The 12,983-nt window shown below is 37.2% G+C and carries 14 protein-coding genes and 1 riboswitch; of the genes, 6 read left to right on the top strand and 8 right to left on the bottom strand.

Going from position 1 to position 12,983, the window contains the following annotated elements:
- Positions 1-21: 21 nt before the first annotated feature.
- The 6 genes from cpaB to RCG20_RS16225 form a co-directional block, all read right to left on the bottom strand.
- Entirely contained in the window at positions 22-714 is a 693-nt protein-coding gene (cpaB, locus tag RCG20_RS16250) for a Flp pilus assembly protein CpaB (protein WP_308181152.1), read from the bottom strand.
- 9 nt (positions 715-723) lie between these two features.
- On the bottom strand, positions 724-1,641 hold the full coding sequence (locus RCG20_RS16245; RefSeq protein WP_308181151.1) for a pilus assembly protein TadG-related protein: 918 nt from the start codon (positions 1,639-1,641) through the stop codon (positions 724-726).
- A gap of 13 nt (positions 1,642-1,654) precedes the next feature.
- Positions 1,655-2,038: a TadE/TadG family type IV pilus assembly protein gene (locus RCG20_RS16240; RefSeq protein ID WP_308181150.1), complete on the bottom strand. Its 384-nt coding sequence runs from the start codon at positions 2,036-2,038 to the stop codon at positions 1,655-1,657.
- Positions 2,035-2,553, bottom strand: coding sequence for an A24 family peptidase (locus tag RCG20_RS16235; RefSeq protein WP_308181149.1), 519 nt, complete (start codon positions 2,551-2,553; stop codon positions 2,035-2,037). Before RCG20_RS16235 ends, RCG20_RS16240 begins: the two co-directional genes overlap by 4 nt.
- Positions 2,554-2,643: 90 nt before the next feature.
- Complete coding sequence (locus tag RCG20_RS16230; RefSeq protein ID WP_308181148.1) at positions 2,644-2,814, bottom strand: Flp family type IVb pilin; 171 nt, start codon at positions 2,812-2,814, stop codon at positions 2,644-2,646.
- 16 nt (positions 2,815-2,830) lie between these two features.
- Positions 2,831-3,175: a DUF192 domain-containing protein gene (locus tag RCG20_RS16225; protein WP_308181147.1), complete on the bottom strand. Its 345-nt coding sequence runs from the start codon at positions 3,173-3,175 to the stop codon at positions 2,831-2,833.
- 89 nt (positions 3,176-3,264) lie between these two features.
- Positions 3,265-3,351: riboswitch (cyclic di-GMP riboswitch) on the bottom strand.
- Positions 3,352-3,582: 231 nt separating this feature from the next.
- Here RCG20_RS16225 and RCG20_RS16220 point away from each other — a divergent pair.
- From RCG20_RS16220 to RCG20_RS16195, 6 genes are read left to right on the top strand one after another with little or no spacing between them, the layout of a single operon-like run.
- Positions 3,583-3,804: a spore germination protein gene (locus RCG20_RS16220; RefSeq protein ID WP_308181146.1), complete on the top strand. Its 222-nt coding sequence runs from the start codon at positions 3,583-3,585 to the stop codon at positions 3,802-3,804.
- Between the two features lie 17 nt (positions 3,805-3,821).
- Positions 3,822-4,079, top strand: a complete 258-nt coding sequence (locus RCG20_RS16215) for a spore germination protein GerPB (RefSeq protein ID WP_308181145.1) — start codon at positions 3,822-3,824, stop codon at positions 4,077-4,079.
- Between the two features lie 50 nt (positions 4,080-4,129).
- Complete coding sequence (gene gerPC, locus RCG20_RS16210; RefSeq protein ID WP_308181144.1) at positions 4,130-4,747, top strand: spore germination protein GerPC; 618 nt, start codon at positions 4,130-4,132, stop codon at positions 4,745-4,747.
- The gene (locus RCG20_RS16205) at positions 4,744-4,926 is read left to right on the top strand and encodes a spore gernimation protein GerPD (protein WP_308181143.1); all 183 of its coding nucleotides are present in this window, start codon (positions 4,744-4,746) and stop codon (positions 4,924-4,926) included. The genes gerPC and RCG20_RS16205 overlap by 4 nt, the downstream gene beginning before the upstream one ends.
- 1 nt (position 4,927) lies before the next feature.
- Positions 4,928-5,314 carry a spore germination protein GerPE gene (locus RCG20_RS16200; protein WP_308181142.1) on the top strand — a complete coding sequence of 129 codons (387 nt, stop codon included), beginning with the start codon at positions 4,928-4,930 and terminating at the stop codon, positions 5,312-5,314.
- Between the two features lie 49 nt (positions 5,315-5,363).
- On the top strand, positions 5,364-5,582 hold the full coding sequence (locus tag RCG20_RS16195; RefSeq protein ID WP_308181141.1) for a spore germination protein: 219 nt from the start codon (positions 5,364-5,366) through the stop codon (positions 5,580-5,582).
- Between the two features lie 47 nt (positions 5,583-5,629).
- On the opposite strand, the gene addA is transcribed toward RCG20_RS16195, so the two are convergent.
- Positions 5,630-9,421 (bottom strand): helicase-exonuclease AddAB subunit AddA, encoded by a 3,792-nt coding sequence (gene addA, locus RCG20_RS16190; RefSeq protein ID WP_308181140.1) that lies wholly within the window; start codon positions 9,419-9,421, stop codon positions 5,630-5,632.
- Entirely contained in the window at positions 9,414-12,887 is a 3,474-nt protein-coding gene (gene addB, locus RCG20_RS16185) for a helicase-exonuclease AddAB subunit AddB (RefSeq protein ID WP_308181139.1), read from the bottom strand. Before addB ends, addA begins: the two co-directional genes overlap by 8 nt.
- Between the last annotated feature and the right edge of the window lie 96 nt (positions 12,888-12,983).

Raw genomic sequence — 12,983 nt, 5'->3', positions numbered from 1 at the left:
CCTTCCATAACCTTTCAAATTCTAATTTGGTTTGTTGTCCTCATCCATTTTAGGGCGTTGATACAATATTAACTGAATTTTCCCCTGTTCCGATGCATTAATAATCGTAACTGCATCATCAGGTTTAAGCTCCAAGGTAACCGAGGTGTATTCTACATATGGTTCTTTAGAATTTTCAGGGGTACCCATTTTTCTTCCCACCGCAAGCACCCTTGCTTTTTGGATCAAAATAATTGAATTCGGTGGGGATTGGTTGGACTTGTCCTTGTTTTCCTTTGTATAAACAACATCTACCTCGTCTTCCGGTTCGATTAAATTTGAAACAGATTGATTAATATTTACACCTACAGATGCTGCCCTAAATCCCTCTCGTACTTTACGAGACACATAGACTCTCTCTTCCTTTTCCGATACAAGTCTATGTGTAAGGACTGGCTCCCCTTTTTCAATCACCGATGTCGCAATCTTTCCATCAGCATCATTAAAACTTTTAAGTGACTGTGGGAGAACAAGTTTTTCTGGCATCTTCATCATTTCTAGTTTTTCCGTAGTGATTCTTTCATTTTTTTCAATTTTATCCTTAGCAACAACAACTTCAACTGTTCGAGTCGTATCAGCTTTTTCTGCATTTAATTGTTTCATATATTGATAAAATAAAAGGGTCGTCACAATCCCCATTAAAAGTGATAACATAAGAATAAATTTTGATCGCATTTTGACCACCTACTCCGTTAATCGAATGCTATATGCACCCTTATCACTGCTACCTTCTTCATAAAAACCTGTTCCTGTTCTTTTTATAAACATACCTGTTATGGAAGTATCGTTTGAGCTCATCGGTGCTGTAATAAAGAAATAGGCAAATCCCGTTACCATAACACTTTTCATTTGATTTTGATCATTTTCATATGGTTTATAGACGGGAATAAGGATAACTCTTGAACAATTCCGAGTGATATCATCCCCTGGAAAATAGGAACATCCATTCACAAGCTCTTGAATAACAGTTTGTGTCTTTCCAGCAATATTCCCTGTTTGTGTGTCGATAATATCGCCCGTTTTTAATTCTTCCTGATATCCGTACCTCAAGTTTTCTTCATATGTTCTTGCCCCTGGCCCGCCTAAGGCAAGTATCCCAAAATTCCCGCTTTGCACTTCCGTGGAATCAACCTTTAATTGATATGTCTTGTAATATTCCAGTGTAATATTATCGTTTATACCTAGTGGTGCTGCACCAATTGCCCTCCCCAATACTCCAAGTGAAGCTTGGGAATGAGCTTTCACATCAACTTTTTGAAATCCAAATAGTCTCATAAAAGAAAGGTTTACCGGTTTCGTTAAATCTATGGCAAGTTTTTCCCCCATCGTTATTTGAATGTTTTGTAATGTAGCCGTTTCTTTGTGTGCAGTTAAAATATCATTGACAATTTTGTCGACATTTTCTTCGTGTCCAGTCAATTCCTGGGCTCCAGAAAGGACGGTTGCATTCGCAACTTTTTGAAGCTCACTTTTTGTCATATAGACAAAACCACCATCAATCACAAGTCCTGCCATCCCCAATAATCCAATCATAGAAAGAGCCCCAAGAATAAGCACATTTCCGGATTCTTCCTTTAATAACCTTTTTAGAAGCCGAATCATGTTCATTCCTCCTTCATTCCACACGGATAGTTGAATCAGTTTCAATCGTTAGGGGAGATGGTAGGAGCGTTGACAGAAAAGGTGTAAATAATGTAAATGGATACGTTAATTTCACCGTAACATAATCACCCGAATGACGCCCTGCATCATTTGGTGTAATCTCAATTTGCAATTTTGTGGGGTCCCCGAGTTTTACATATTGATGTGCAAAATCGGTAATGGCTTGGTCCGTTTTATCGAGTCCACCAAGCCTTACCGTCTCTTGAGCAGCCATCTGTAAATGCGCATAGGAATAGATGAATCTTCCAAAATCAATAATACCGACCAAAATCAGTATTAATACTGGAAGCAATAATGCCATTTCTACCATTGATTGGCCGCGCTCATCATTTCTCATAACGGAAAGCCTCCTGAACGGAAAACCTGATAAATGGCTCCTGCAGCAATGGCAATTCCATAAGGATATGTTGTTTTAAGTGCCCCATTATCATCAATAAGTGGGACCCTTATTCCATAGCGAAGACCATGTAGGAAGGATAGAACATGAAACAATCTTTTCTTTAACCCTTTTTGGAATATGATTATGAAAAGTGCCATAATCCCACCAGCAAAAGCCATATTAAGTGCTACTAAAAGTACGAATGACATTCCTTTTAAAGCCTCAATAACGGCTAAAAGCTTTACATCCCCTGCCCCCATCCCTCCAAGGAAATAGGGAATGAGTAAAATTCCAAGGCCAACTGCTGTACCTAGCAAAGTCCCTGATAGCCCTAAAAGTCCAGCAGTAGCAGTATGGATGATCCAGCCAGTCAGTAAAAATGGTAATAAAACAGAATTATAGATTTTTCTTTTCTGAACATCAGTAATGACGCATATGATTAAAAGTATAAGTAGGAGAATTGTACTCCACATCCTTGTCCCTCTTTTCAATCAGGATGTTTTTATAGAAAAAAGCCTCACGTTTTATTGAACGCAAGGCTATGTTTTACATTAAATCATGGATTATCTATTTGTAACAGCATCCGTAACAGAAGTAAACATATCCATAATTTGAGTACGAAGCAATGCCAGTACTCCAACAACCGCTACTGCAATAATCCCTAAAACTAATCCATACTCAGTCATACCTTGTCCTTGTTCTTCAGTGAATAATGCTTTTATTTTTTTCATCATTTGTAAAAACCCCTTTTCATTTAATAGTTAGATAATGTCCGATTTTTGTTTCCGTTTTTCTAATCGCTCCCGCAGGAAGCTCCAAAATGGAGAATGCCATTGGCTGATATTTTCCGACCGATCGTGGTTTCATTGTTTCGTCCATACCTACAATTTCGAGCTGTTCGCTTAGGTAAAGAATATCAATTGCATAGTTCATAAAGAAAGTATGAATCGATCGGCAGGGTTGAATGTGTAAGCCGTGTCCTGCAGGCAAACTTTTTGTAAACATCAGCCCTTTTAACCGTTTAAAAAACGTATTAGCACTTGATGCACAGTTTGCAAGTTCCGTTCCGTTTGACAGGTTCACGACCTTCAACATTTTTCACCTCCATCCAACAAAAAATGACCCTGCCTTTTACCGAAAGGGGGTCATTAAATAAAGTACATCATAATGAAGTACCCTGATCCTTCGGTAACTGGCTGGCATAGTGCGAATGCACCTTAGCCCCTTTAGCTTTGCGTCACTAACTTTCATTAGCTTTGCCTTTATCGAGATTCAGATTTTTCATATTCCGACTGATCTCTTACTCACATCATAGAATGTTTTAAGCATGTCGGATATCCTTCTTTTTAATCATTTTTTGTCGAAGAAAGTAGTTCTAAAGGATTATTTTTAGATTATTTTGATTTTTCACTAGAAATATACTTATTTAGGCCAATGAATCACATTTTACTGCCTATCACATAGGCTATGAGTGATAACTTTTAAAAAAAAGGGTGTGGACAATGCCAGCTATCGTAGGAGTTGCCCAAGTCATTACATTAGGTAGTAGTTCTGTCTTCCATATTGGGGATGTTTATAAAATTATGCCATTATCAAATGCAAAGACCTTCTCCGGAGCTGGTTCTTTTAATACAGGCGAAAGTTTGACAGTCCGGAATAATCAAAGCTCTACCAACACATATGATCCTGATTCAATTGATCAGGCAATACTTCTTAATGCTTAGAAAATGGGTGGTTTGAAATGAATTTTTATATCCAACAGTCTATTCATATCCATTTCATTAAAATTGGTGGTATTTCTAATTCATCTGTTTTACAAATTGGCAGTGCCGGAATCATTAAACCTGCTTCATATTTATATAATACCGGTGGATTCACACAACCGGCACCATTGGCGTTAAAACAGCCGGTATCAATGACTTCCTCTCTTCTACAAACACCTTCCGTACCATTACAAGCTGCCGTTCGAGAGGAAGAGGAAACCAGCACTGTTTTCTAAAGCAAGAGGTAATGTTGATCGATAAATGGATTCTTCGGCGAGGTGATTTAATGAATCAGGAATATTACCAGTACTTTCAATGGCTACAAAGCTGTATTCAAGCACAAGAACAGAGAATAATAGGTTTGGAGAAATCCATTCAACAAATAGCTGAAGAATTAAAACAATTAAAAGAAAAACCCACTATTCATGTTGATACGATTGAATACAAGTTTGATCAATTGAAAGTAGAGACGCTTGAAGGAACATTAAATATTGGTTTAAATCCTTCGGATATGCAAGGAATTGAAGATTTTGCTGTAAAAAATAACACATTAAACACACCTCCAAATCCAAAAGCACAAATGCAAAGGTCAATGGAAATCGAAGATGCAATTTTTAATTATTTGGAAATCGATTTGCCTGGGTTGGTTCAAGATACAGGAAGCAGATTAAATATCCAACCAACTGAATCATATTTATCTTTTATTAAAGAGGATATAAAAAAGCAACTGCCCACTCGAATTGATTTTCACCTAAAATCCTCAGCAGCAATAGAACAATCAGAGGAAAGCATTAAAATGTCAAATAAAAATATTATTGAGCTAATAAAAAAAGAAATCCAAAACGGTGTATCTGTATTTTTAAATCATTTGCCTGAAAATGTGAAGGGAATGAAACCGGAATGATTTATGAAGTCTATAACCGTAATCTTTGTGTAGAATGCATTAGTATCATCGGGGTATCAAGTTCATCATTAGTTATGGTTGGTGATACACAAACGATTCAGCTTGCTTCGACCTTTGATACACCTGCAGAATCATTAATTATTGGACCATTTGTACCATTAGCACCGGATGTGACCTAAAATGCTGCAACGATCCTCTTGCGTTGATACTCTAAAGCTAGACATTGTTGCCTTCGCATCGACTGTCCAATTAGGTGATTCTTGTATTATTAACGGTCTCTCTCGAGCCTTAGCGGTTCAAAGGGAAGAAGAGGTTTTTTTAGGAAATGAAGGAAGTTATAACTATCCTGTCTTTTCCGAACCCATTCCTTTTTTACCAATAGATGAGGACATATCCTATCTGACACATAATCTTAATCCTATCATTAAAGTGAAAAAGATCAGGATTACTGGGATGTCTTCAGCCTCTATTTTACACGTTGGCAACAGCCAGAACGTTTCGATGGAGGTAAGAGTTAAGCATATCAGGCAGCTTCTTCCACATGAGGAGGAACAAACTCAGGAATAATATATGTGGCGAAAAAAATGTTAGTTTAAATGAAAAGGAATGTTTGCCTATGCCAGCTATTATTGGCCCGGTTCAAATCATCAATGTGAGTGGTGGTGTTGTCCAATTTGGAGATACCTTATATATTTCTCCAAAGAATGGCTCAAAGACATTTGCAGGTCAAGGAGCTTTTAATACTGGGGGAATTATTGTAACGAATAATGGATTAAATGGTACAAACGTTTTAGATACAAATCTAATCGATCAGCCAATTGCGGGCAATAATTAAAAATGACATAAACCAAATAAGAGGTTTATGTCATTTTTCTATTTACATCATTGTTTTTTTTCTTCATCAAGTTTCAATACATGGGCTCCATCGAAGAAAAATAAAAATCTTTCTGACACTTTTCTTTTCCATATTTGTTCAATTGCCTTTGTATATAAGTTGACTTGTACTTTATATCTTTCTTCAAGGATTGGTTTTGCCTGTTCAAAGCCGCCTTTAAAACGGTCTGAAATGCCGTCTGATTTATAATCAACCAGTACAAGACCATTTTCATCTTCAAATAGACAGTCAATTACCCCTTGAATGAAAATAGGTTCATCTTCATCTTTCCACTCCATATACACTTCCTTCGCAGGCAAGGCAAGTGTAAACGGAACTTCTCGTTTAACAATCTTTGCATTTACTATCCGTTTGCCTAATGGAGATTGAAAAAATTGAACAATAAGTCCTGGCTCAATTACTTGCCCTTGTTCCATTGTAAGCAATTCATGTTCAATCATCCATGTTAATTGTTCCTTAATCGTTTCTTCGTTAATCTGTTTAGAAAAATCAACATGTTGCATCACTAAATGCAGCGCTGTCCCCCGTTCAGCAGGAGACAAAGATTTTTCCTGCATGAATCGTGGTCGATTTAATATTGGATTCTTAAAGCTCTTCACCAAATCTGTCCCACTATAATCATCCGAAATTTCACGTTGCCTTTTTATTTCAGATACTGATTGTTTGGAACGATGGTTTGAAGCATCTGGGAAGTCATACTTCCATGAAAGCCGAGAATTGATTTCTTCAGCGAATATCGATTGGATGGGCACGTCCTCTGTCTTTTGAACATTCTGGATGAAATGATCTTCTTCCTGGGTTTGAGATATTTCTTGGTTTCGCAGATCCAAAGCGTTCAATTTCACAATCTTCCAAGTAGAAGGATGACAGATGATTTCTTCAGAAATCAGTGGACTATTCTCATTAACTTTTAAGCTAATGCAGTCTCTATGACGGATTAGTGCTGGCCCAATCCAATCTAGGAAGCTGTTCGCTGATGACCTTTCATAATCCTTTAAAAGCCATTCGGGGTTTGTAGAAACCCCATTCCATTGTTCAATTTGCTTCTCGGCATCCTTTAAAGTTCCAATTAAATATAGATTTTCTTTTGCTCTGGTCAATGCCACATACAAAACACGCATCTCTTCAGCAAGCATTTCTATTTTTTTCTTTCGTTTAAAGGCCATTTGTGGCAAGGATGGATAAGAAATTCTTTTTTCTGCATTAACATATTTCGTTGCAAATCCATATTCCTTATCAAGCAGATAGGGCTTTCGGATATCCATCATATTGAAAGTTCTCGCAAGTCCTGCAACAAACACAACTGGAAATTCGAGCCCTTTACTGCTATGAATCGTCATTAAGCGCACGACATCCTCTTGTTCCCCAAGTGCTCTGGCCGCTCCAAGATCATTGCCCCTCTCAATCATTCTTTCAATGAACCTTAAAAAGCGAAACAGTCCACGGAATGACGTTTCTTCATATTGCCGTGCTCGATCATATAATGCTCTTAAATTTGCCTGCCGTTGTTTTCCACCTGGCAAACCACCAACAAAATCATAAAAAAGTGTATCCCTATATAATTGCCAGATTAATTCAGAGAGCGATCCCCGTCTTGCCATTGAACGCCAATTTTTTAATTGATCATAAAAGGGTCTAAGTTTTTCATATATTGCTTCTTCATTTTCACTAGGTTTCTTTTTGCAAAATGCTGAAACTGCATCCCAAAAGGAGCCTCTTTTGTTGTTAATGCGTATTTTAGCTAATTCCTCTTCATCCATCCCGACGATTGGTGACCTTAAAACAGATGCTAATGGAATGTCTTGCAATGGATTATCAATTACACGCAATAAAGACATTATGATTGCAACCTCGGTTGCTTGAAAATAGCCAGTCGATAAATTTGCATAAATTGGAATACCTTGTTGCTTAAACTCCTCCATGATTTGTGGTGCCCAGGTCATCGAACGGAGTAGAATGACGATATCACGATACATTAGCGGTCTTGATGAATTTGTTTTTGTACTATGAACATGAGACCCACTTGCAACTAATTCTTTAATTTTATTCGCTATCAACCTTGCTTCAAGTTGCGACTTTTCAAGCTCGGTTGGATCCATTTCACCCATCTCCGAACCAACCTCTTGCTCCTCTCTTTCCTCAGCTTCATTTTCTCCCGTTTTCTGGTCAATCAGCATAAGCTCAACAGGGTATGCCTTGTCTTCAGGATACGAGGCCCCAGTTTTTAGTTCAGCAGCTTCATCGTATTCAATTTCCCCAACCTTTATTCCCATAATTTGTTTGAATAAAAAATTTGTTCCATCGACTACTTCTTTCCTGCTTCTAAAATTACGAGCCAGGTCAATCCTTAACCCCGATAATTCTCCATCACTTGTAAAGCGATTGTACTTTTCTAAAAATAAATTAGGTTCAGCCAAACGAAAACGATAAATCGATTGCTTCACATCACCAACCATGAATAGGTTACCGTTTTTTTCATCATCTTTTGAAACAAGCTTCAGAATTGTTTCCTGAACCATATTTGTATCCTGGTACTCATCCACATATACCTCTTTAAAAAGTTCACGATAGGATAGCGCTGCTTCTGAAGGAAGAAATTCCCCACTTTCTGTCATTTTTCCAGTCAATATTTCCAGGCAAAAATGTTCTAAATCTGAATAGTCTACGAGCCCTTTTTCTCTCTTCACTATTTCAAATTGTTTCGTAAATGCTTTCACTAAGTTAACAAGTGTTTCAATAAGAGGAAACATCTCATCCATATCGCGTAAAAAGCCTTCTGGCTTTCTTGAAAAAAATTCATCTTTGAGCCCTTGTGTCTTTTTCTTTGCCTTATCCCGCAATTTTTGAGCCTTTTCTGTTAAATCTTTAACATATTCATCCCCTTTGACCGTTTTGGCTTTAGAAAATGACCATGTTTGCATTGCTTGGTAGAGGGTAGTCCAAGAATCGTTCTTAGCAGCCATTAGAGTATCAATAATGTTGAGATCATCAATAAAATTCTCTGCTCGAGGCGCTGGACCACCGGGAGTCTTCGATAATTCCAACGCCCTATCAATCATTTCTCGCGCCCCTTCTAATTGAAGCTCAATATCAAAAAGGAGTGACTGCATAAACGGGAGATCCTCCACTTTTTCAGTAGATGAAACATCGTACATGGATATGATCGATTGTAAATATTGATCTGGTAAAGGATTTGCCCCAGCAAAGTCATAGATATGGCGCACAATATCCCATAATGCAGCATCACTACGATCGCTAGTAAAGGAATCTACCAAATTGAAGAAGGCTTCATTGTCTTCTTTTCCATATTCAGTTTCTAATAGCTCATCCATGACTTCATCTCTCAGCAACTGAGCTTCCGTGTCATCAGCAATTCGAAACCCTGGATCCAAATCAATTAAATAATAATATTTGCGAATAACCTCCATGCAGAATGAATGAAGTGTCGAGATTGATGCTTTGTTTAAAAGACTAAGCTGTTTTCTTAAATGGCGTGATTCGGGATCTTGATTTATTGCCTTTTCTAGCGCTTCACCAATACGATGGCGCATTTCTGCAGCTGATGCACTTGTAAAGGTAACAACTAGTAGTTCATCTACATTTATCGGTTGTTCAGGAGAAAGGATTTTTTGAATAATTCTTTCAACAAGAACAGCTGTTTTTCCTGAACCTGCTGCTGCGGCAACAAGAATATCTTTATTTCTCGCCATAATGGCTTTCCACTGATCCCCAGTCCATGACACGCCTTCTGGTTTTGACGGAATAGTAAGCTTACTCATTTCCATTGACCTCCAAACCAATTAACTCTAAAACCTTTTCATTCGATTGCGGGGTAAGAATGCGATAACAATTATTTTCCATTGATTCATCAAATTGGCAGATTGACTTATAAGGACAAATTGAACAATTCTTTTTATCTTTCATTTTATAAGGAGAGATTTCTACATTTCCATCGATAATGGCATTACCCGTTTTTTCATACATATTGCGGACGTATTGACGTAAATTTTCAAATTCGTCCATACTTGCCACTTTCGAGTTTTTTGTTAAAGTCCCATCTACTTTAATCCCTGCAGAAATTATTTGTGAATTACCAGATTCAAGCGATTGATCCATTAGACGAATAACATTTTGGTCGTTAAGCAACAATCCATTCATTTTAAATTTTTTCATCATTTCTACTTCAATTTGCTCAATTGTCAGCATTTTTGTAGAGTTGACCATTGGATTATGGACATGGAAATAAAGCATTCCTGCTGGAGTCGCTTTGGTCTCAACCAATTCATTTGAATAAGTCATAATGATATCTAGATACGTTAACATTTGAAGTGAAAGGCCATAATACACTTCATTTAAATTTAACTCTTTATCACTTGATTTATAATCTAGTACCCGTAAAAAAGTACTACCATTCTCATCTATAGCCTTATCGACACGGTCTATTCTTCCAACCAACTCCATCTTCTTGCCCTTTTTCAAAGAAAAAGATAAGGGTGGCAGTTTACCATTTGGTCCAAAGGCTAGTTCCAACTCAATCGGAGAAAATCCACTCGATTTTGCATGTTCACTAAGAACGAGTGATGCTCGGGTAATGATTTGTTCTAATTTGCGTTTAATATAATGATGTCGTTCTGAGCTTAACAGGATCTCATTTAGAAGCTTTGGTGCAAGGGCATCAACTGCTTGCTTTGCCATTTTTTCGCATTGCACTTTAGATAGATTGGCCCACGTAATATTCTGTTCATTTACAATTTCAGAAATATGCTTTAATGCGGCATGAAACAAATCGCCGATGTCTGGTGCCTCTAATCGGTAAATTTTCCGATCCTGCAATTTTAATCCATAACGAATAAAATGGTTAAATGGGCAACTATTAAAAAGCTCCATTCGTGAAACACTTGCCTGAATAGTATCACCGTATAATTCATCTGCTGTTTCTATTGATAATTTTTTGGTCTGGTTCGAATAAAACAGACTAGAAAGAACCTTTTGAGCTTTGTGCTTCAAATTTCCTTTTACATAATAATTATAAACATCCCACCAAAAATCATTTATTGGGTAGCTTTTCTTTTTCAATTGGAGCTGGGATGTTAAATAAGATAAAGTTGTGTTCGGGTTAGAAACGAAGTGAAGCTGACCATTTTCCAATAACTCGGCTGGATCTGTAACATAAAAATGCTCGAATCTCTTTGGAAATAATTCTCTAATTCTTTTAATATATGTGGAAGGAATTAGTGCTTTACCCTCTTCATTTGCAAGCGGATAGCTGATATATAAGGCTTCTGATGGTGTAGTGAAAGCCTTATAAGCTAAAAAGTTTTCATCCAGCAAACGTATTCGACTGCTAGGTGCTACATTCATTCCTAACGTTCCTAATATTTCACGATCCTCATCCGCTAAAATTCCATCATCTGAAATCTTTGCGGGCAATACTCCTTCATTCAAACCAATCACAAAAGCGGCTTTTATTTCGGAAAATCTAGACTTTTCCAAGTCCGCAATCAGAACTTGATCTAATGCAGGAGGGATTAGTGAAAAACTTAATGAGTCGAAGCCAGCTTCTAGAATAGATGCAAATTGCTTTACAGAAATAGATTCTTCTCCAAGTATTTCGACATATTGATCCAGAAGGTCGATCACTGCATTCCAAACCTGTTCATGCTCACGCATTTTAACAAGATTCCCATTTTTCTCTGCATCCATCTTCCAGTTTTCAAGCTTCGAAGGTATATCTAATTCTTCTAAATACAAATAGATTGCTTCACAAAACTTTCTTCCTGAATCAGCTTTTTTCAAACGCCTGGATAACCTTAAGATTGGAGCAGTAATCATAGTCCGTAATTCATTTAATTCCTTCTCAGTTTCTTTTTCATCATCTGTTTGAGTATTTGAGCCAAACTCGAGCCCTCTAATTCTTCTAAAAATCCAGCGATCCTTTTTCGTCCACTTATTTCCCTTTATCCCGTATGCTAGGACGTAATTTTCAAGATTATCCGTTTTTTCTCTCATCTTAGTACCATTTTCTTGAAGCGGAAATAGTAATTCCGTCTTAATGGCTCGAAAAATTGGTTCATATCTCCAGAAACCATTAATTACTTCTAGACTTGATCGAATGAATTCGATTAGAGGATGATTAAGCATTGTCCGTTTTTGATCGATGAAATAAGGAATTTGATGATCATAGAAAACTGGTTCAACTATGTCATGATAATTCTGTCCATTTCTAATTAAGACTGCAATATCCCGATATCGATAACCCTTCGTTCTTACTAATTGTTGGATCTCCCTTGCAATTCCTTCAATTTCTGCGCGGCGATTAACAGCCTGGCACACGTTAATAGCAGATTGTTCTTTAAATGGAACTAATGGCCTTGCATCAAATTTTTCTTCTAAATGCCTTAATGATAGGTTGCTCCATTTCTTTGTTTCTGTTAACAGAATGGGTTTTTCAATCTGAACTCCCTCCATCTGTGCCAATTCACAAATGGTATGGCTCGCAGTCCCTGACATCCGGAATAGGTGTAGTTCATCTGGAGCGGAATTTCGATATAATTCATCTGTCGTCATTGCAATCGTTACCCGTGTACAATGCTTCATCAATTCTCCAATAACCCTATATTCCTGAGGCGTAAAATGATAAAATCCATCAATATAGATTTCTGTATCTTTTAGGTAGCTTGAAGAGGCAATTTTTTCAGCTAAGAGGCGAAAATAATCTTCAGAGTCAATATATTTATTCAAGATTGACTCTTCAAAATGTTTATAAATAATTTCTAAATCATTCAATTTATCTTGCAAAACCTTTGATTGCGAGCCAACTTGGCTAAGTTCCTCAGGACGGATACAATACCGTTTAAATTCAACCATCATTTGTTCTACTTGCTGAATAAATCCATTTTTATCTACTGATCGTTGAAATAATTTTAAATTTTCCTTTTGGTCTTCGATTATTTTTCGAATGAGCATATTAATCCCGGTACTATTTAAATGATAACGACTGATTCCACCTGTTTCTTGCAAAATTCGCCATGCAAGACGTGGAAAACTGTAAACTTGGGCTCGAATCATTCCCCTAATTTCTGAATTCGTTGATAGCCGATACTCAGATAAAAATGTCATTTGTTCCGGAACAATGTAAATAAGCGGTGCTCCTTCCGGGTTTTCCATCAGCCTATTTTGTATTTCATTCAGGCAGATGGCTGTTTTCCCGCTACCGGAACGCCCAATTAACATTCTTAATGACATGCTTTAGCCCCCGTTTCCTAACTAACTCTTTGTTCCTTATTTTATCACAAAAGGGGCACAAACGTTTGGAAATCCACTCTATTTTGAAATCCAAAA

Origin of the sequence: Neobacillus sp. PS3-40 (genome assembly GCF_030915485.1) — a bacterium.
Lineage (GTDB): Bacteria > Bacillota > Bacilli > Bacillales > Cytobacillaceae > JAUZPL01.
Note: the sequence above shows the minus strand (reverse complement) of the source record. Positions and strands in the feature narration are given on the sequence as shown.